Origin of the sequence: Sphingomonas sp. CFBP 13706, assembly GCF_014842355.1 — a bacterium.
Taxonomy (GTDB): domain Bacteria; phylum Pseudomonadota; class Alphaproteobacteria; order Sphingomonadales; family Sphingomonadaceae; genus Sphingomonas; species Sphingomonas aerolata.
Genome location: NZ_JACYVM010000008.1, coordinates 1 through 19,654, shown reverse-complemented (window position 1 = coordinate 19,654; position 19,654 = coordinate 1). Strand labels below are relative to the sequence as shown.

The following is a 19,654-nucleotide window of genomic DNA, read 5'->3' as shown; positions in this document are numbered from 1 at the left end:
ACAACTGCGCTTTGCGGGGCACTGCCTGTGCGTCTGTGGTCTTGCGAAGGGGCGGTTGGACGCTACCAATGCGGTCAGGACAGATTGGGGAGGACCAACATGACCACCAGCTTCGACCGCCGCGCCCTCCTGGTTGGCGGCCTTGCAGCCTCAGCTGCTACCGTGGTGCCGCTTGGCCAGGCCTTTGCCCAGCGCCGCGGCCGGGTGTCGGCGAACGACAAGGTCCAGGTGGGTCTGATAGGTTGCAAGGGCATGGGCTGGTCGGATCTATCGGCCATGTGCAAGCGGGCCGACGTGGCGCCCGTAGGCCTTTGCGACGTCGACGCTACGGTCCTTGCGGCACGCGGTGCCGAATTAAAGAGGGTCTCAGGCCGCACGCCAAAGCTATACGACGACTATCGTCGTATGCTGGACGACAAGTCGATAGACGCGGTGATCATCGCCACGCCCGACCATTGGCACGCGCTTCAGCTGGTCGATGCCATGTCCGCGGGCAAGGACGCATATTGCGAAAAGCCGCTCGGAAACTCCATTGCCGAATGCCGTGCCATGGTCGCCGCCAAACAGCGTCACAATCGTGTGGTTCAGGTTGGTCAGTGGCAACGCAGCAACCAGCACTGGGCAGACGCGATCGCGCATGTTCAGTCCGGCGGCATCGGTCGGGTCCGAAAGGTCAAGGCTTGGGCGTACATGGGATGGATGAAGCGCGTCGTTCCCCAACCGGATCAGGCCCCACCCGCCGGCGTCGATTATGATAGCTGGCTGGGCCCCGCACCGCTGCGCCCCTTCAACTCCAATCGCTTCCACTTCAGCTGGCGCTGGTACTGGGACTATGCGGGCGGCCTGATGACCGACTGGGGCGTCCATCTGATGGACATCGCGCTGTTGGGCATGAAGGCCGAGGCACCTCGTTCGGTCAGTTCGCTTGGCGGTGCCTATGGCTATCCGGGCTCTGCGATGGAAACTCCGGACACGCAGACCGCCATCTACGACTTTGGCGACTATTCCGTGGAATGGGAGCATGCGGTCGGCATCAGTCAGGGCCCCTATGGCGGCCGCGACCATGGCGTCGCCTTCGTCGGCGAGACCGGCACCCTTGTCGTCGATCGTGGCCAGTGGCGTGTCACGCCAGAAACAAGCGATGGCAAAGCCATGACGCGGGAGATCCCGGTCACGAAAGCCAAGGACGCGGGGCTCGACCGGCATACAGCCGACTTCATTGCCTGCGTTAAAGATCGCGCGCGCACGCCAGCGTGTACGATTGAGGCGGCGTCCAACACCGCCATCGTGTGCCAGATGGGAAACATCGCCTTGCGCACAGGGCGACAGGTGAATTGGGATGCTGCAACAGGTCAGTTCAGGGATGACGCAGAAGCGAACCGACTAATCACGCCCCGTTATCGTACACCCTATCGGCTGCCAGCTACATGAGCCGGCTGGCCGCCTATGCCGACGGGAGGACCGCTGCGCTGCGCGCTCGACATCGGCTCTTGCCAATCGCCGCCATGGACTGACCAAGTGTCGGCCGTTCGGTTGCCAGTCTCAGGTCCTCAACTCTGGTCGCACTTAAACATTAGCTGAACAGCCGCCTTCGGGGATTAGGCGCTGTCAGCATTTATCCAGATATCATAGCGCTGGATCAGTTGACGTCCCCCAGCCGACCCATTGGACGCAGGAATGCCGCGAGGTCGGCGTAGGTCGATCACCAGCGGCAGACATCGCGGATTGACGACGGTTGCGGCTTGCGCTCGACTAGCCCAGACGGCTTTGCGAGGACATGATGGCATATCCAATTAATCGACGTTCGTTGCTCGCAGGTGCCGCTATGGGCGGCGTGGCGCTTGCAACTGGCGAGGCTGAAGCTCAGCCCCGCGACGCGGCAGCAACCCTGGAGATCTACGAGCTGCGGACCTATCGGCTGGTAAACGGCCCCATGAAGGACCGTCTGGACGCTTATCTCAGGAACGCCTTTATCCCGGCGGCACGACGCGCAGGTTGCGGGCCGGTGGGTGTATTTACGGTGGCGATCGGGTCCGAAAGTCCAACCGTCCATGTTCTCGTCCCCTATCCCTCGATCGAGGATTTCGTGGCTTTGCCCGGCAGGCTTACCGCCGATCCGAGCTACACCACGGCTGCCGGGACGTTTTTGAAGGTGACGCCAGACGCGCCGCCATACACGTCCCTCGAGGTGAAGCTGATGCGCGCGTTCCCTCACTTTCCTCGTCTCGAATTGACCGACGCCTCGAGCAGCAACACGCCGCGCATATTCGAACTCAGGACGTATTTCAGCCACAGCGACGCGGCAGGAATGGCCAAGATCGGGATGTTCGACACGGGCGGTGAGATCGAGATATTCCGTCGGACTGGCCTAACGCCGGTCTTTTTCGCCCAGGACCTTACCGGAGCCCGCCTGCCGAGCCTGACCTACCTGCTGACCTTTCCCGACCTTGCGACCCGTGAACGAAACTGGCGTGCCTTCGGGTCAGATCCCGCTTGGCGCAGGCTTATCTCGACGCCGGGGCTTACCGACCGCGAAATCACCACCGGGATAAACAACCAGATCCTAAGTCCGGCGTCGTTTTCGCAAATTTAACCCACAAGCGGGCGTTCGCGCCCTATGTGCTCCCCAAACTTCGGTCGTCCGTTCGTTTAGATTCCCGGCCGCTTTCCGGGCGGAATTGCGGCAGAGCTGTCATCTCGGCAATGCCACCCTGAACCGACCACCGCCCGCCTCGGCTGCGATGCAGCGCACCTCACCTCCGTGTTGCCGTGCAATCTGACGGACGAGGCTGAGACCGAGGCCATGTCCGCCATCACCCTCGTTCGCGCCGCGTGCTCTGTAGAACGGCGCGAAGATGGCCTCACACTCGCTTGGCGCGACGCCTGCGCCACCATCGTGGACCTCAAGCGCGATCTCCGCTGCAGAGGCTGTCAGCGTGACGAGGATCGCCGTCCCTCCGCCGTAACGTTGCGCGTTGTTGAGGAGATTGCGGAGCATCCGCCGGAGGAGGATCGCATCGCCGCAGATCTCTACTCGCTCTCCAGTGAACTGCGCGGTAGCCCGCGCACATTCTTCGGCGACGAGCGCGGTCAGGTCCAAAACCATTGGCCGGTGCTCACGCTTTGACATTCCGTCGAGCCGGCTTGCGAGCAATACCTCCTCGACCAGCTGGTCGAGCTCCATCACATTGCGCGCTAGCTCCGCGCGTACTGCGACGGACGGTGCCTCGGACAGCAACTCGATCGCCATGCGGATACGCGCGAGCGGCGATCGCAGTTCGTGGGAGGCATTGGCTAGCAGGATCCGCTGCGCGCTCATCAACGCTTCGATCCGCCCGGCCGATTGGTTGAAGCTCATTGCCAGCCGCGCAATTTCGTCGCGCCCCTCGACGGCAACCCGGCTCGACAGATTGCCCGTCCCCCAGGCATCGACGCTGGCCTGGAGCCGCTCGAGCCGGCGGGTGAGCCGGCGAACGACGGGGAATGCAGCGACCGCCACAACCACCGCAATCGCCAGCAGCAGCGCCAGCATGGCGAGATGGCCATGGAAGCCCTGCATGGCCGCTGGAGCCGCGCCGTAGCGCAGATGCGCCAGTCCAAAGAGAGTTGCCGCCGCCGTTAGACTCGCCAGCAATGCGAGATAGATCCGCCAATACAGGCGCTGCATCAGGCGGGGTCGGCCGCTGTCACCGTCCAGCACGTCAGGCTCAGCCATCCTGCACCCGTGCGAACACGTAGCCCGATCCGCGCACTGTGATGATGCGCCGAGGCTGCTTGGGATCGTCTTCGATTGCGGCACGCAGGCGTCCGATATGAACGTCAATCGATCGGTCGAATGGCTCGTGGCTTCCGCCCTTCAACGCGTCGATCAGGTGGTCGCGCGACAGCACGCGACCGGCGCGCTCGGCGAGCACCACGAGCAGATCGAACTGATAGGCGGTCAGCGGGCAACCCTGCCCGTCCAGCTGTGCCACGCGCGCATCGCGGTCGATCTCCAGCCGCCCGAACCGCAACCGCGGCAGGCTGTCCGCTGCGGCCAAGGCCGGTCGACGCAGCACGGCGCGCAACCTGGCCAGCAGCTCGCGGGGCTCGAACGGTTTGGGAAGATAGTCGTCAGCGCCCAACTCTAAGCCGATTACGCGGTCGAATGGGTCACCCTTTGCCGTGAGCATCACGATCGGCACCGCGCCTGCGGGCGACGGCAATGCACGGACATGCCGGCAGATGTCGAGCCCGTCGCTGTCGGGGAGCATTAGGTCGAGCAGCACGGCCGCGAACCCCGCACGCTCGTGGTCGCGCAACGCGGCTAGGCCCTCCTCGCCGGTCGGGGCGTGTGCAACGACATAGCCATGCTGGGCTAGATAGGTCTTCACCATCGCCGCCAGGCGGCAATCGTCTTCAATCATCAGGATGTGCTGAATAATGGCCTTGGCCTTCAGATGATGATGCAGGGATGTCCATCAGACCATACAGGCTTCGCGCACTGCGCAAAGCCTGTAGGCCAGGTCCGACGATCGCGTGCCGTCAGCGACCTGTGTCGACGGCGCGTGCTGCGATCTTGACCGCTTCTGCCGCATGGGCGGCAGCGATCTTGTCGAGTTGAGCCGAAGCACGGGCTATGGCAGTTCGAGTACAGCGCATCGCGCTCAGGTTCATCGCCAATGGCAAAACACCCTGGGTGGCGCATACCCGACGCGCTGCTCCATGGATGCGCCTCTGAAGGGTTGCCCGGCCGGCTTCGCCGCGTAGATCGAGATCGGCAACGCTGACGCGTTCTATCAGGGTCTGGCTTGACGGCGACGTCAGCGGCGCGGCGTCGCCTGAGACGGCCAGTATGCATATGCCAACCAAAAAGGGGCTCACAGCCCTGCTCCCTTGTGATGGACCGCTTTGAGATGAGCAGCCAATCGGACGCGCTGTGATGGTGTCAGCACCTCGGCCGCGTCGGCCAGCCCTTGGACGATCCGCCGCGAGGCACGGTCCGCCTGCTGCACCTGCTTGACACGCAATGCCTCCAACCCGGCGCGATCGATCGACGGCTGCAACAGCAGGATGTATGTACGTTGGTGCGCGGTCAGGAACTCTGCGTGAAAGGCATCCAGATCGGTATGGACCGAATTGGCGATTAGTTTCAGCTGGGCCCTTTGCTTGGGTGTGCCGTCAGGCAGAAGTTGCGTTAGCATTTTGTTGAAGTGCGCGTCGTTGATCGCAGGATCCGCTGTTGCCGAATGGCCAGGCGGCCCGTGTAGGGGCGGTACCGCCGAGGCTAGGCCAGCACCGGCGATAGCTGCGGTCCCGGCCACGACGGCCAGCAGCCCGGCAACTGTCCGGCGTCGTTGAAAATATCGGTTCATTGCACAGCGCTCCATCCAAGTCGCCCGACGGACTATTCGTTGGCCGCTCCGCAATGGCAGCGCGCCTTGGCGTCAAGATGTGTGCCGGGTAAAGCTTTGCAAACGTCAGCCAATTGGTGGCGACGCACCTGTGTTTGATCAACCGACCGCCCTGTAGCTCTTCTGTCGGCTCGAACCATATGCGACAATATCGTCGCGGCATTCCTTGCAGGGGATGAGGTGGAGACGCAGCCCCTGGAGACCGAGCCGGTCAGCATCCGCCCGGATCGTGAAGTCGGACTCGCGAATCTTGACCGGCAGATCGGCACTGCGAAGATGGAGAATATGGTCCGCTTCACGGTCGTGCTCCGCCCTCACGCGGCCCAGCTCGTCGACCGGTATTCGGATCGGAAGGATTCCGGCGTGCCGATCGATCCGACAATCGATCTGTCGAGCATCGCTACCGCGTCGCATCGACCACGGTGAACGAATGGCAAATTTGGGCAGGCACGTTCCAGCGCTCCGGCTTTGACCAAAGCTTATTCCACAATCTATCTATGGGGCGAGTTGGTCTTAATGTTCGCACTACGCGCTGGCATAATAACCACGACAGCCCCGAAGCTTTCGCTTCGGGGCTGTCGTGGTTGGTTGCGGGGACAGGATTTGACCGCTGCAGAACTCGTTTTCGCCTGAGCGGGGGGACTGTCGTCCGCTCCTAGTTGCCTAAGGCAAAAGCACCACGTCCAGCGTTTATGTCTGCATTTGAAGGTGCCGCCTTTGAGGGCGGCGCCTTCACCCAAAAGGGTAGAGTTGTCGACATCGTGTGTTCGGACCGATCGTTGCTCGCCTTGATATGAGGGCTGGCCCCACAAAGCGGTGATCTTCGCCGCGATTATAAGCTCGATTCCGCGCTGCGCGCGCGGCGGTCAGTTGCTCTTTACTTAGCCCGCATGGCGCCGGCCAAGATCTGGAAGGCACCGAATGCCAATAGCACCTTGACCAGCCGGAGTGCGCGGTCGACGCAGTCTGGATGACGGATCCGAAGGCAGCCACTCTTTCCCTGCTCGAGCGCCGCGCACCCGGGGCGACGATATGCCCAAGCGAGGTGGCCCGTTCAATGGCACAGGATTGGCGCAGCGCAATGCCTGCAGTCCACGAAGCGATAGACGAGCTAGTCAGCGACGGGCTGGTACAGCTTAGCTGGAAGGGAAAGCCGCTTGCAAAGCGCTCAGGGCCGTACAGAATCCGCAATCTTGGCGGCGATTGAAGCTAGGGCTTAATTCGCATGTTTTGCCAATTCCAGTATCAGACGTCCGCACAACAACGTCATATTCAGCAGCTGCGGCTGCGGCGACCCACAGGCAGACTTTCATGCCGCTCCTTCTGCTGCCCGCAATCAGACATCGGTTTAGGTTGGCGCGCTGTGCTCCTTCGTCGCTTGTGGCACGAACACCGAGAGCGCGAGCGTGACGCCTACGATTATCAGGACGCCCCAGAACGTCAGGTGCAGGCCGCGCGCTAGCCCTGCCCACTTCGCCACTGTGCTTGCCGCCGACCCCTGCCCCACGAGCATCTACTGAACCTGTTGCAGCGGCCAGCGGGTCAGCGTTCTAGTCTGGTAAGCACAGTGCCCAGCACCGCCGCCCCAAGCGTGCTGCCAGATTGCAAACAACAAGTTGGAGACCGTCGTGACCCCACGCTCTGCGAAACCCACGCTGCCCTGAATCAGCGTGAGGATAAGGCGCCACAACCCATAGTGGGCCGATCGCACAAAATTTAGCTTTGCCGTTTCATTATGCGATAGCGCGGCGACAGTTCCGGAGCGCAATATGAAAACGATCTTACTCAGCTTGTCTCTGGCAGCAGCGGCCGCACCGACGATCGCGAAGACAGATGATGTGAAGGCCAGCGCCGCGCGCCAAGCGGAGGAGCGGTTGCATACCGATTGGGCATGGCTCGGCCGCTACACGGAGGCCAATACGGCGTTGCCGGCCGGCATGGCGGGCCCACGCGTCGTCTTCATCGGCGATTCAATCACACAGGGCTGGTTCGACATGGCCCCTACCTTCTTTACCGACAACAATCGCGTCGGACGCGGGATCGGCGGGCAAACCACGCCGCAGATGGTGTTGCGCTTTCGTCAGGACGTGATTGATCTGAAACCCGCAGTCGTACAGATCATGGCCGGCACCAACGACATCGCCGGCAATACGGGGCCGATGACGCCCGACCAGTCGAAGGCCAATATCATGACGATGGCGGAACTCGCGCGCGCGCACGGGATCCGTGTGATCCTCGCCTCGATCCCGCCCGCCGCGAATTTTCCGTGGCGGCCCGGCCTCGAAACCGCCGACAAGATCGTGGCGATGAATAGCTGGTTGAAGGAATATGCTGCGCAGACCGGCGCTACCTATGCCGATTACTGGACGGCGCTACACGACGGCAAGGGGTTCCGCGCGAGCCTGACCTATGACGGCGTCCATCCGAACAAGGCGGGATATGCCGTCATGGGACCGGTTGCCGAAGCGGCGATCCGCGCCTCTCTCGTCAAGCCGGCGCCAAAGGCGCTCGCGCGGTGATCGTCCTCGCGCTGGCGCTCGCCGCCGTCACCGCCGGCCCGTTGGTGCGCGTCGACGATGGTCCGGTCCGCGGCGAGGCGCTTGCGAACGGCGGTGCGGTGTTCCGCGGCATCCGCTTCGCCAAACCGCCGACCGGACCGCTGCGGTGGCGCGCGCCCGAACGGCCGACGCGTTGGACTGAACCTGTCGAGGCAATCGCGCCCCATGCGGCCTGTCCGCAACCCGTCTATGGCGACTGGAACCGGGACGCGGCGATCCATAGCTCGGAGGATTGCCTGTTCCTCGACGTACGCACGCCGACGTCGAGCGCGACCGCGGCGCTGCCGGTGCTGGTATGGATCCACGGCGGTGGCAATCGCGCGGGCGCCGGCGGCGGCACCGTCGAATCGCGGATCACCGAAGCAGGCATCGTGCTGGTGAGCGTCCAGTACCGCCTCGGCGCGCTCGGCTTCCTGTCGCATCCCGCCCTCAGCCGTGAACAGGGGGGGCATTCGGGCAATTACGCGTTGATGGACCAGCAGGCGGCGCTCGCCTGGGTCCAGCGCAACATCGCGCGCTTCGGGGGCGATCCAAAGCGCGTCACGATTGCGGGGGAATCTGCCGGCGCGCAGGACGTCGCGCTTCACCAGCTGGCCCCGGCTTCGCGCGGGTTGTTCGCGCAGGCGATCCAGGAAAGCGGAACGCCCAGTTTCGGTGTCGCTCCGCGCACGCTAGTGCAGAACGAACGCCTGGGTGAACGTCTCATAAGGGCCGCCGGACTGCCGGATACGGCCCCGACCGCCCAGCTCCGCAACCTGTACGTCGACAAAATCCTGGAGGCGCAAGATGCAGTCGATGTTCCCGATCTGGACGATGACAGCTTCATCTGGTTGCAGGCGGTAATCGACGGTCGCGTCCTGACCGATACGCCCGCCAAGCTGCTGGCGGGCGGCCGGTTCGCGCGCACGCCGCTCGTCATCGGCGTCAACGCAAAGGAACTGCCCCTGCATGGCGGTCGCGCTGCGGCGGAGGCGACGGTTCGACGCGAATTCGGTGCGGGCGCCGACCGGGCGCTCGATCTCTACGGTCTCCAGCGAGGCGGCACGCCGGTCGATGATCTGCGCCTGGGTGACGTCACCGCGCAGATCGCCGATGACGTGACCTTTCGCTGTCCGACGATTGCCGTCTCCAAGGCATTCGCACGCGTCGGTGTACCGGTGTGGCAGTATCAGTTCGACTACGCGCCGGCTGGCGGTACGGTCAGCCATGCAAGCGAGATCGGCTATGTGTTTAACCCGCCGCAACCCGGCCAGCCGCCGCTACAACGCTATTGGGTCAACTTCGTCAGAACCGGCAATCCCAACAGCGCCGGGTTGCCCCTATGGGCGCGCTATTCGGTCGACACGCGCGCCTACATGGCGTTCGAACAGACTGGCCCGGCTGCGCGGCGAGACCTGCGCGGGCCAATCTGCACGCTGCGCGACATTCCCTAACGCGCCGGCATCATCAGGCGATCGGGAGCGCCGCCGGGCTCGGCAGCCTGCGCGCGCGCCGGATGGCGCGCCGACAGGCCGAGGAACGCGTCGTGCGGCTGCGCGAGCGCAACTGCCTGTGCGATCGACTCCTTCATCCGGGCAAACGCCGATTCAAGGTCCTGAACCGAGAAATGGTCGGCACCAGGATCATGCGCGGCGGCGTCGATCCCGAAACCTGCATACATCGACAACCAGCTTGGATCCTGGAACGATTCCCACTCATACCGGACCAGATGGCCGCGCGCCTTGAACAACCGGAGCTTGTGCGCCAGCGCGTTGGGGAGCGCCGTGTCGCGGCAGCGATCCCACATCGGCTCTCCACGCCTGACATTGGCAAAATAATGGAGCAGCAGGAAATCGCGGATCCGCTCATATTCCAGTCCGGTCGTGCGATTATATTCCTCCGCCAACGCGGGATCGAATCCGCGATCGGGCAGCAGGGCGAGAAGCTTTTCGATACCCGTCTGTATCAGCGTGATGCTGGTCGATTCGAGCGGTTCCATGAAGCCCGCAGCGAGACCAAGTGCAACACAGTTCCCCTGCCAGAAGGCCGTACGCCGCCCGGTGCGAAAGCGGATCATGTTTGGCTCGCCTAGCGCTTCGCCCTCAAGCCTCCCCTTCAGCGTAGCGACCGCCTCGTCGTCAGAGATGTGACGGCTCGAATAGACATACCCGTTGCCGACGCGGTGCTGGAGCGGGATGCGCCACTGCCAACCGGCTTCGAGCGCGGTGCTGCGTGTATACGGGGTCAGCGGCCCCGATCGCGTACACGGCATCGCCACTGCCCGGTCGCACGGCAGCAGGTTCGTCCAGTCTTCATATGGCACGCCCAGCGCGCCGCCGAGCAGCAGCGACCGGAAACCCGAGCAATCGATGAACAGATCGCCGTCGATCGCCTTGCCGCAACTGGTGTCCACCCCGCTGATGAACCCCGTGCGACCGTCGACGCGCACATCGGTGATAGTGGCATCGATGTGTTCGACGCCCCATGCGATCGCCTTCTGCGCCAGGAACCGTGCGAATAGCCCGGCATCGAAGTGCACCGCCCAGTCGAAAAACAGCAGATCATGAACCGGCCGGTCGGTCGGCGGCATGAACAGGTTGCGCTCCGCCAGCGCGGTCGCGAGACAGAAATCGGCCAGCGGCGAAGCGTGACCGGCAGCGTTCATCTTGCGCCAGTAATGATGGAACGCCACGCCGCGCGATCGCATGCCGTACAGGCCGAACGGGTGGAAGAAGCGCTCGCCTTCGCGCTTCCAGTCGACGAACTCGATGCCGAGTTTGACCGTGCCCTGCGTCGCCGCCATCACCTCCTGCTCGGTGACGCCGATTTCGCGGAAGAAATCGCGGATGCCCGGCACGGTCGCCTCGCCGACGCCAACCGTGCCGATCGCGCTGGAGTCGATAACCGTGATCTTGACCGGCTGGCGGTCGAGCCGCCGGGCGAGCAACGTTGCCGCCATCCACCCCGCCGTGCCGCCCCCGACGATGACGATCGAGCGCAGCGGCCCGCGGGCGGATGCCGGACCCGGTGTTCTGCCCGTCATGACCAACTCCCCGTCAACGCAGTCCGGCATACAGGTGCCCGCCACCCCGATGAAAGCCGGCGGGCATCTGCGTCACACATTACGCCTCAGAACTTGAAGCGTGCACCCGCCATGAACCGGCGCTCGTAAATGTTGTTGTAGGCCTTCTCGTCTGGGAAGGTCAGATAGTATTTCTCGTATTCTCCGGTCAGGTTCGACCCTTGCGCATACAGCGTCAGGTTCGGCGTGAAGTCGTAGCTGATCGACGCGTCAACATAGTTGGTTGGTTGCTGATAGAGTTCGAGACCCTGGATACCGCCGAAATTCTGCTGCACCGCGCGCTTGGAGCGATAATTCCACGCGACACGCGCCTGGAAATGATCGTCCTGGTAGAAGCCCGCCAGATTGGTCTGGATCTTCGAATTATCCTGGAACGGGATCGCATTGCCCTTCAGATCGACCGCGCCGGAGTCGGACGGCGAATAGGTGATGTTCGCGTCGATCCCGAAGTTGGTCAGGATCGACGGCATGAAGCCGAGGTCGCTGAACGACTGTTTCCAGCCTGCCTCGACGCCCTTCAGCGTCCCGCCATCGCCCTGCACCGGCGTGCTGATCGAGACCGTTCGGTTGCGAACGACGCCGTCATTGTCGGGCAGGTCGGTGCGGACGATGTTGCCCGACTGGATGAAGCTCGCAACGTCGATGTAGAAGGCACCGACGCTGATCAGGCTGCTTGCGCCGATATAATATTCGAGCGATCCCTCGACGTTGGTGGCGCGCCACGGATCGAGCTGCGGGTTGCCGTTGGAACTGCCGCCGGTGACGCGGAACACGGGCGAACCGGGGTTGCTCGTGTCGATCGCATAGGTCGGGTTAAGGCCACCGCCCCATTGATTGAGGTCGAGCAACGTCATCGTCTTCGAATAGGCAAGCCGCAGCTTCACATTCTCGGCGAGGTTGAACGCGAGATTGAAGGCGGGCAGGAAGTCGGTGAAGCTGCGCTTGGTCTCGACGGTGCCGTTGCTCAGATTGGCCAGGCCATAGGGCTGTGGCGAACCGGTGACGAACTGCGTGATGTCGAGCTTGGTGTTGATGACCTTGAGGCCCGCATTGCCCGACACCGGGATGCCGAACACGTCGCCCTTGACGTTGAGCTGCGCGTAGCCCGAAATCTGCTTCACGCCGACGTTGAACGACGCGCCGGGGTTCTGCACTTCCACGTTGCCGGGATAAAAGCTGTTCTGGAACGCCAGCGCGTTGTCCATCACCTTGGGATCCAGCACGTAGATCGGCGGCAGGCCAGCGCCCGGCAGGTTGTACTGCTTGACCTGCCCGTTGAAGATCGGATCGCTCGCCTTGCGGACCTGCCCTGCGGTGTAGGGAGCGAAGCTGGCGGTCCCGAACGTGCCCGTACCGGCACGGCACGAGGCATCGTTCAGGGGGACGTCGAATGCCTTCCATTTGACCAGGCAGCCACCCGCCTGCGACGCCTGCCCGGCATAGAGCGGTGCCGCGCGATCGAATTCGAAATCGTCGACCGTGCGCTCGCTATACCGGCCACCCAGAGCCAGGCTGACATTGTCGTTCGCCTCGTAGGAGACGTCACCGCGGATCAGCTTGAGGTCGCCCTTGCGCCGGTAATTGCCCTCCGACGAGGTCGTCTTCATCGTGTAGCTGTCGATATTGCCGAGCGCGTTCGTCAGCTGCGATGGCAGCGTGAACACGGGCTGGTTGCCGGTGAAATCGACCGTCGCTGGTAGCGACGCCGCGCCCGCCAAGGTGTTGACGACATAGCCGCCGGGATTGAACGCGACGTCTCCCGTCGGATAATGACCGATCCCGCCCGGCTGCCACTGCGCGCCGTTGGACGGGCTGAACTGCAGATAGCTCTGGTCGTAGTTCGAATAGGCCTTGCCGTAGATACCGCGCAGGCTTGCCTTGAAGCGACCGCCATTGTCGTACTTGAGTTCGACATTGTAGTTCTGCGACTGCGACTTGAAGCGATCATTCTGCGCGTACGAGTCGAAGTTGCCGAGATCGTAATTATAGACTTGTGTGGTGTTCAGGTCATAGTCGCGAGTCACGCCGCCGTTGCTGAGCGAAACAACCGAACCCGTGTTACGCGACTGCCCCGGGACGAATTCGGCCGCCTGCCAGTTGACGTTCTGCATCTGGATGCCGGCAGTCCGGTCGTTCTCGTTCTGGCGGGTGAAGAACGCGTCGGCGTTCAAGGTCAGCGCATCGCTGATCTCCCACTGCGCCGAGGCATTGATACCGATCCGCTCGCGCTGGTTCACCTTGTCCCAGGCGGTGAAACCCTGTGGGACGATGAACGCGTCGTTCGAGTCACCATCGCCGTTCACGTCGCGGCCGGTACCGACGATCGTGCCCTTGGGACGATTGGCGGGCGAAAAGCCGCTGCTCAGGTTGACGTCGCCAGTCGGGTTGGCGGCGGTGTTGAACTGCTCGTTGTGGAGCGCTGCGCCATAGCCTTCCTGGATGCCGTTGTGCGAGTTCGACAGATGCAGGTTCGAATAGGCCCCGGACACGAGGAAGCCGACCTTCTCACCACGGAAGCCGAACAAGCCGTTCAGGTTTGGATCGAATTCCTTGGTCTTGTCGCCGTACGCGCCCTCGGCGGCAGCCGCGAAGGTGAAGCCCTTCTTCAGGTCGAACGGACGGCGCGTGCGCAGATTGACGGTGCCGGTGATGCCCGCGTTGAGCAGGTCCGCCGTGCTCGACTTGATGACGTCGGCGCCGGCGAACAGCTGCGACGGGATGTCGTTGAAATTCGGTTGGATCGTCGTGATCGACTGCGCGCCGAGATAGGCCTCGCCGTTGAGCAGCGTCGTCACCTGTGGCAGGCCGCGAATGTTGATTGCGGCCCCCTCACCCGCGTCGCGGCGGATCTGCACGCCAGGGATACGCTGGAGCGAATCCGAGATGGTCACGTCGGGCAGCTTGCCGATGTCTTCGGCGGAGATCGAATCGGTGACCGACGCGGCATCGCGCTTCAGGTTGACCGCACGCCGCTGCGCGCCGCGAATGCCGGTAACGACGATGTCCTCGCTTTCTGCGGCGGCATCACTCGTCGGGGTGGTCGGGGTTTGCGTTTCGCTCGCCTGATCGGCCGCAGCCGCGGACGGCGATGCAGCCTGATCTGTGGGCGCGCTTTGCAACACCCCCTGCGTCGTCGATGTTTGCTGCGCGAGCGCAGTACTGCTGCTGACCAACGCCGTCACCGACGCGGCGACCATCAATATGTTCTTGGATTTTGCGCGCAACATTCCGACCCTCTCCCTCACAATCAACACCGCCAGCGATTGGCGAACGCTTTAGCCTGCGAGAATGAAGTTGATCGGCGCCGCGGCGCCCTACCCCTCTCCCACGTGCCAGCCGCAACTTACCGTTGTCTTGGCACCCGTGTTCTACCGCGCCGCAAAGCGCCGTCAATTGGATAATCAATTTGCGTTTATTTTTCGAACTGGCATTGTCGATCGGGATGGCCGTGCAGCGGTCACGAGCGTGGGGGGGAGGATATCGTGGGGGAGAGTGGTACCATTGCCAACATCGGCGGGTTGGTATGCGAAGATGCTGCGCCGGCGCTGGGTATCGATTTCGGCGGTACGAAGATCGAAGCCGTGTTGCTCTCGAAAAACGGCGCGGCTGCGTGGCGGCAACGCATTCCCAATCCCGGCAGCTACGACAGCGCGCTGACCGCGATATCGAACCTGGTCGCCGCGGCGGACGACGCCGGGGGCGCGCGCTGCACGGTCGGGATCGGTGCACCGGGCTCGCCGTCACCGCGAACCGGGATCATGCGCAACAGCAACTCTACCTATCTCAATGGCCGCCCCTTTCGCGAGGACCTCGCCCGGGCGCTCGGTCGCCCCGTACGGCTGGTCAACGATGCCAATTGCCTCGCCCTGTCGGAGGCGATCGATGGTGCCGCTGCGGGTGCGCAGAGCGTCTTTGCGCTGGTGATCGGTACCGGAGTCGGTGGTGGCGTTGTGCTGTCCGGCGCCGCGATTGATGGTGCACACGGGATCGCTGGCGAGATCGGCCATCTGCCCCTGCCCTGGCCCGGCGGACGCGAGGCCGATGCTCCGACATGCTGGTGCGGGCTGTCGGGCTGCATCGAGAGCTGGGTTTCGGGTACCGGCTTTGCGCGGGCCGCGGCCACCGAACACGGGCTGGCGCTCAGCGCGCCCGACATCGTTGCCGCGGCGCGCTCCGGCGACCCCGCGGCCCGCGCCGCGCTAAGTGCCTATGTCGATCGCCTCGGGCGTGTGCTCGCGCTCGTCGTCAACCTGCTCGACCCCGAGGTGATCGTCCTTGGCGGCGGCATGTCGAACGTCACCGAAATCTACGCCGGCCTGCCCGATGTCGTGCGCCACCACACATTTTCCGACCTGTGGGACGGCCGTATCGTGCCCGCACGCTGGGGCGACGCCTCCGGCGTTCGCGGTGCCGCAAGATTGTGGACAAAAGATCCGCAGGTCGGTCACTGACCCGGCATACCGCGGCTCAAAACTGACCGGCAGCACTGCCAAGCCGGCACCTCAGGAGGGACTATTCATGCGACTGGCGACACTCACCACCCTGTTACTGCTAGGAACGGCCCTGTCGGGCGCGGTCGCAGCGCAAACCACGCCAGCCGACGCGCCAGCAGCGATCGGCAACGCCGGCCCCTATAACGTCGACATCCTCGCCGGCGGGATCGGCGTCGAGCGCGACCTGACCGGCGCGCAGGCAGGGGGCGCCGCCGATGCGCCCTGGACACTGTCGACCTGGGTCCGGCCCGGTGCAACGCGCATGACCGGCACCCTGCTGGCCGTCGGCGGTCCGCTGGGGGCCTGCCGCTGTCTCTCGCTCGTCGATGGCCGCGTCACCGGCGCCGACGGCAGCGTCCGCGTCACCGGCGGAAGCATGCTCGCCGCCGGTCGCTGGACGCATGTCGCCGCCGTGTCGGACGGTCGCACGCTGACGCTCTATGTCGACGGCCGGCCGGTCGCGTCGCGCGCCGGCCGCTCGGTCGCCGTCACGCCCCGTCTGGCACTGGCACCCGTTACCGGCACCGGCCGCGCGAAGCAGCATTTCGGCGGATCGCTGGCCAACGCGACGTTCGACGCGCGCGCGCGGAGCGCCGCGGCACTGGCCGACGAAGCCCGCGCGCAGCCAGACTTCGCGCTCGTCCAGTTCTGGCAGGTCGGCGTCGGCTGGCCGCTCCAGAAACAAGCCAATATCGGTTTGACGCAGCAACAGGATCCGTGGACGCTGCCAAAGGCACGCGGCGACGCCACCACGCCGCCGGTCTTAAATATGCCCTTGCCGCCAACGGGGTTGGCGCCGGCACGCGACGGCCGCTGGCTGGTGAACGGCTGGCAGCTCGCCGCCGCGCCGGACGTGCGCGACGATGGTGCGACGCTGTCACGTCCGGGCGTGCCCAGCGGCACCTGGCGTGCCGCAACCGTGCCGGGCACCGTGCTGACCACGCTGGTCGATCGCGGAGTCTATCCCGACCCCTATTACGGGTTGAATAACCTCAAGATTCCCGAAAGCCTCGCCCGGCAGGATTACTGGTACCGCACCAGCTTCACAGTCCCGCCCGAAGCCGCCGGAAAGCGGCTTACGCTCGTCTTCGGCGGCATCAACTATGCCGCGGACGTCTGGGCAAACGGCCGCAAGCTCGGCAGCACACGCGGCGCATTCATCCGCGGCCAATTCGATCTCATCCCCGTCGCCGGTGACAATGTCGTCGCGGTGCGCGTGTCGCCGCCGCCCCATCCCGGCATTCCGCACGAACAGTCGATCAGCGCCGGCGTCGGCGAGAATGGCGGGCAGCTCGCCATCGACGGTCCGACCTTCGTCGCCACCGAAGGGTGGGACTGGATTCCCGGCATCCGCGACCGCAACACCGGGCTGTGGCGTCCGGTCGAACTGCTGGCGCATGGCGACGTCCGCCTGCTCGACCCACAGGTCGTCACCGACCTGCCGCTGCCACGGACCGACCGTGCCGATGTTTACATCACCGTCCCCGTTCGCAACGACGGCACCACGCCGCGCAGCGTCACCGTTCGCGCGGCGTTTGGCGATGTGCATGTCGAGAAGACGGTGACCGTATCGCCCGGCGAGACGAAGGTCGCCTTCTCGCCCAAGGACTTCGCCCAGCTGCGCGTCGCAAATCCGAAACTCTGGTGGCCGAACGGCTATGGCGAGCAGGCGCTGTACCAATTGTCGCTCGAGGCGCTGGCTGATGGCCGGCTGTCGGACACGCGTACCGACCGGTTCGGGATCCGTGAGGTGAGCTACGACCTGTCGCTGTTCGATACCGCGGGCGCGCTCCGGCGGGTCAATCTGCAGTTCACCGATGGCAGCCTGCGCGGCGAACGTCTTATCGACGTCCGTCACGAAGCGATCAAGCAGTCGCCGAACGGGTGGACCGAGTCGCTGACCGTCGCCGGCCAAACCTCACCGGCGATGACGCCTGTCGAGGAGACGATGCCCGAGCCGCATTTGACCATCCGCGTGAACGGCGTGCAGATCGCGGCGCGCGGCGGCAACTGGGGCATGGACGATGCGATGAAACGCGTCGGCCGGGACCGGCTGGCACCCTATTTCCGTCTCCAGAAGGAGGCGCACATGAACGTCATCCGCAACTGGATGGGTAATAACACCGAAGCCGAGTTTTTCGACCTCGCCGACGAGACCGGCATGATGGTGCTCAACGATTTCTGGCAATCAACGCAGAATTTCCAGGTCGAGCCGCAGGACCCAGAGCTCTTCCTCAAGAATGCGGACGACGTCGTGCGGCGCTATCGCAATCACCCGTCGATCATCCTGTGGTTCGGCCGCAACGAAGGCGTGCCCTATCCCACGCTGAACGAAGGGCTCGACGATCTCATCGCGCGCGAGGATGGCACGCGCTGGTTCACGGGCAGCTCGAACGTCGTCAATCTGCAGGGATCGGGGCCGTACAACTACCGGCCACCGGTGGGCTATTTCACCGATCTGGCCAGCGGCTTCTCAGTCGAAACGGGAACGCCGTCGCTCTCGACGCTTGAATCCGTCCGCGCCACCATGCCCGATAGCGAGACCTGGCCGCTCAGCGACACGCTGGCCTATCACGACTGGCACTTTGCCGGGAACGGCGACACCAAGACGTTCATGACGACGCTGGCGACGATGTTCGGGCCTGCGACGAGCTTCGCCGATTTCGAGCGGAAAGCACAGATGATGAATCTCGAGACGCACAAGGCGATGTATGAAGGGTTTCTGGGCCATCTCTGGACCAAGAACTCCGGTCGGCTCCTGTGGATGACCCACCCGGCCTGGCCGTCGAACGCATGGCAGATCTACAGCTGGGACTATGATACTCATGCGGCATATTACGGGGCGAAAAAGGCCGCGGAGCCGCTCCACGTTCAGCTGAACTTGCCGGGCAACGAACTGGTCGTACTCAATACCACCCGCGAGCCACGCCCCGGCCTTCTCGTACGCACGCGGGTCGTCGGGCTCGACAATGCCGAACTGTTCAGCCGCGAGGATCGTCTCGATGCAAAGGCGAATGCGGCAACCCCGCTTGCCGCCGTACCACTCGACCGCCTGTTCGCATCGCATCCGATGGTTCTGGTCAAGCTCGACATGACCGATCGGTCCGGCACGACGGTTGCGGAGAATTTCTACTGGCGCGGCAAGGACGAGGCAGCCTACCAGATGCTCAACAGCCTGCAGAGTGTTACCCTGAGCAACTCGGTCGCCGCCCCGATATCCGTCGGTGACGACATGATGGTGGCCGTGACGCTCACCAATGACACCAAAGTGCCCGCGCTCAATGCGAAGCTGACGCTGGTCGATACGGCGGGAAAGCGCATCCTGCCGGCATTCTACAACGACAATTATGTCGCGCTCCTGCCCGGTGAGACCCGGCGCATCGAAATCCGCTATCCAAAGACGGTCGGCGCGGCGCCGGCGGCGGTGACGTTACGAGGCTGGAACCTCCCAGAAATGACGCGTCCAATCGGACGATAGCCCGTTTGATCGTACGCAGGTCATTATGGGGCGCGACTGCGTCGCCGCCCCTGATGATCGGAACTACGTCCGGAACGGGACGCCTTGAAGGGCGACGGGGCACACCTGAACATACGGCGCTTTACGCTAAAAGTGCCACCTATTGCGAACTGCCGGCTTTCCACCAAGAAGCGACACTCGCCCCCCCCCGCCCCTTCTTCTGAACGAACGTCCGTTTATGCCGATCGCCGGCCGAAAGCAGACAGGCTGCTTTCCACCAGCTTTGCGTGCAGAAGGTCTGGTGTTGCCGAAAACCGCGGGATGGCTCAAAAAAACTACGCGGCGGTAGAACGTACGACCGCACGACATCGGGCACCGCGCTACTCCTCCTCATCCTTGCGCGACTGACCAGCAGCGAGATTGGCAAGGACCGTATTGCTGAAAGCGACGCGGCGATCTTCGCGCGGACGATCGAGATCATCGTCGTGCCATGTGAAGAGCTTTGATCAACCAGCTTCCGCGTGCTCGATCCTAGAGGTGCGAGGCCGACACCGCGGATTGCCGCGACAGTTCGGGAAGGCTCGATCCGAGCGCCCGACGTTCCGCACGCAATCGCTGGCACAATTCAAAGACTGACGAACCATCCGGGTTTTCTGGGCGATCGCTTTGCTTAGTGGCGCGCCTCTAATCTG

General features: G+C 63.8%; 15 protein-coding genes. 9 read left to right on the top strand and 6 right to left on the bottom strand.

What is annotated here, in order from left to right; translation table 11 throughout:
• The first annotated feature begins 99 nt into the window (after window positions 1–99).
• The gene (locus IFS44_RS14705) at window positions 100–1,431 is read left to right on the top strand and encodes a Gfo/Idh/MocA family protein (protein WP_192098976.1); all 1,332 of its coding nucleotides are present in this window, start codon (window positions 100–102) and stop codon (window positions 1,429–1,431) included.
• Between the two features lie 346 nt (window positions 1,432–1,777).
• Window positions 1,778–2,593, top strand: a complete 816-nt coding sequence (locus IFS44_RS14700; RefSeq protein WP_206757843.1) for an NIPSNAP family protein — start codon at window positions 1,778–1,780, stop codon at window positions 2,591–2,593.
• A 99-nt stretch (window positions 2,594–2,692) separates the two neighbouring features.
• On the opposite strand, the gene IFS44_RS14695 is transcribed toward IFS44_RS14700, so the two are convergent.
• The 4 genes from IFS44_RS14695 to IFS44_RS14680 form a co-directional block, all read right to left on the bottom strand.
• Window positions 2,693–3,715, bottom strand: coding sequence for a sensor histidine kinase (locus tag IFS44_RS14695; protein ID WP_192098974.1), 1,023 nt, complete (start codon window positions 3,713–3,715; stop codon window positions 2,693–2,695).
• Complete coding sequence (locus tag IFS44_RS14690) at window positions 3,708–4,406, bottom strand: winged helix-turn-helix domain-containing protein (RefSeq protein ID WP_192098973.1); 699 nt, start codon at window positions 4,404–4,406, stop codon at window positions 3,708–3,710. The genes IFS44_RS14695 and IFS44_RS14690 overlap by 8 nt, the downstream gene beginning before the upstream one ends.
• A 118-nt stretch (window positions 4,407–4,524) precedes the next feature.
• Window positions 4,525–4,863, bottom strand: coding sequence for a UrcA family protein (locus IFS44_RS14685; protein ID WP_192098972.1), 339 nt, complete (start codon window positions 4,861–4,863; stop codon window positions 4,525–4,527).
• Window positions 4,860–5,354, bottom strand: a complete 495-nt coding sequence (locus IFS44_RS14680) for a periplasmic heavy metal sensor (RefSeq protein WP_192098971.1) — start codon at window positions 5,352–5,354, stop codon at window positions 4,860–4,862. Before IFS44_RS14680 ends, IFS44_RS14685 begins: the two co-directional genes overlap by 4 nt.
• 219 nt (window positions 5,355–5,573) lie before the next feature.
• Here IFS44_RS14680 and IFS44_RS22920 point away from each other — a divergent pair, with 219 nt between their 5' ends.
• From IFS44_RS22920 to IFS44_RS14660, 4 genes are all read left to right on the top strand, one after another.
• Window positions 5,574–5,819 (top strand): hypothetical protein, encoded by a 246-nt coding sequence (locus IFS44_RS22920; RefSeq protein WP_446740862.1) that lies wholly within the window; start codon window positions 5,574–5,576, stop codon window positions 5,817–5,819.
• 544 nt (window positions 5,820–6,363) lie between these two features.
• Complete coding sequence (locus tag IFS44_RS14670; RefSeq protein WP_081874081.1) at window positions 6,364–6,600, top strand: DUF3253 domain-containing protein; 237 nt, start codon at window positions 6,364–6,366, stop codon at window positions 6,598–6,600.
• Window positions 6,601–7,162: 562 nt separating this feature from the next.
• Complete coding sequence (locus tag IFS44_RS14665; protein WP_192098970.1) at window positions 7,163–7,912, top strand: SGNH/GDSL hydrolase family protein; 750 nt, start codon at window positions 7,163–7,165, stop codon at window positions 7,910–7,912.
• Entirely contained in the window at window positions 7,909–9,384 is a 1,476-nt protein-coding gene (locus IFS44_RS14660) for a carboxylesterase/lipase family protein (protein WP_056677797.1), read from the top strand. The genes IFS44_RS14665 and IFS44_RS14660 overlap by 4 nt, the downstream gene beginning before the upstream one ends.
• On the opposite strand, the gene IFS44_RS14655 is transcribed toward IFS44_RS14660, so the two are convergent.
• Both IFS44_RS14655 and IFS44_RS14650 read right to left on the bottom strand, forming a co-directional pair.
• Window positions 9,381–10,973 (bottom strand): tryptophan halogenase family protein, encoded by a 1,593-nt coding sequence (locus tag IFS44_RS14655; RefSeq protein WP_192098969.1) that lies wholly within the window; start codon window positions 10,971–10,973, stop codon window positions 9,381–9,383. The two genes, IFS44_RS14660 and IFS44_RS14655, sit on opposite strands and share 4 nt — an antisense overlap.
• A gap of 86 nt (window positions 10,974–11,059) precedes the next feature.
• Window positions 11,060–14,239, bottom strand: a complete 3,180-nt coding sequence (locus IFS44_RS14650; RefSeq protein WP_192098968.1) for a TonB-dependent receptor — start codon at window positions 14,237–14,239, stop codon at window positions 11,060–11,062.
• Between the two features lie 255 nt (window positions 14,240–14,494).
• On the opposite strand from IFS44_RS14650, the gene IFS44_RS14645 reads away from it, so the two are divergent.
• The 3 genes from IFS44_RS14645 to IFS44_RS14635 all read left to right on the top strand — a co-directional run bounded on the left by IFS44_RS14645 (window position 14,495) and on the right by IFS44_RS14635 (window position 19,468).
• Window positions 14,495–15,463 carry an ROK family protein gene (locus IFS44_RS14645; protein WP_342366433.1) on the top strand — a complete coding sequence of 323 codons (969 nt, stop codon included), beginning with the start codon at window positions 14,495–14,497 and terminating at the stop codon, window positions 15,461–15,463.
• Between the two features lie 67 nt (window positions 15,464–15,530).
• The gene (locus IFS44_RS14640) at window positions 15,531–18,983 is read left to right on the top strand and encodes a glycosyl hydrolase 2 galactose-binding domain-containing protein (protein WP_192098967.1); all 3,453 of its coding nucleotides are present in this window, start codon (window positions 15,531–15,533) and stop codon (window positions 18,981–18,983) included.
• A 266-nt stretch (window positions 18,984–19,249) separates the two neighbouring features.
• On the top strand, window positions 19,250–19,468 hold the full coding sequence (locus tag IFS44_RS14635) for a hypothetical protein (RefSeq protein ID WP_192098966.1): 219 nt from the start codon (window positions 19,250–19,252) through the stop codon (window positions 19,466–19,468).
• Window positions 19,469–19,654 lie beyond the last annotated feature (186 nt).

Coding starts and splice junctions, on each gene's coding strand:
- IFS44_RS14700 (WP_206757843.1), top strand. CDS start 1,778: ATGATGGCATATCCAATTAATCGACGTTCGTTGCTCGCAGGTGCCGCT.
- IFS44_RS14650 (WP_192098968.1), bottom strand. CDS start 14,239: ATGTTGCGCGCAAAATCCAAGAACATATTGATGGTCGCCGCGTCGGTG.
- IFS44_RS14640 (WP_192098967.1), top strand. CDS start 15,531: ATGCGACTGGCGACACTCACCACCCTGTTACTGCTAGGAACGGCCCTG.
- IFS44_RS14680 (WP_192098971.1), bottom strand. CDS start 5,354: ATGAACCGATATTTTCAACGACGCCGGACAGTTGCCGGGCTGCTGGCC.
- IFS44_RS14695 (WP_192098974.1), bottom strand. CDS start 3,715: ATGGCTGAGCCTGACGTGCTGGACGGTGACAGCGGCCGACCCCGCCTG.
- IFS44_RS14705 (WP_192098976.1), top strand. CDS start 100: ATGACCACCAGCTTCGACCGCCGCGCCCTCCTGGTTGGCGGCCTTGCA.
- IFS44_RS14655 (WP_192098969.1), bottom strand. CDS start 10,973: ATGACGGGCAGAACACCGGGTCCGGCATCCGCCCGCGGGCCGCTGCGC.
- IFS44_RS14690 (WP_192098973.1), bottom strand. CDS start 4,406: ATGATTGAAGACGATTGCCGCCTGGCGGCGATGGTGAAGACCTATCTA.
- IFS44_RS14670 (WP_081874081.1), top strand. CDS start 6,364: ATGACGGATCCGAAGGCAGCCACTCTTTCCCTGCTCGAGCGCCGCGCA.
- IFS44_RS14665 (WP_192098970.1), top strand. CDS start 7,163: ATGAAAACGATCTTACTCAGCTTGTCTCTGGCAGCAGCGGCCGCACCG.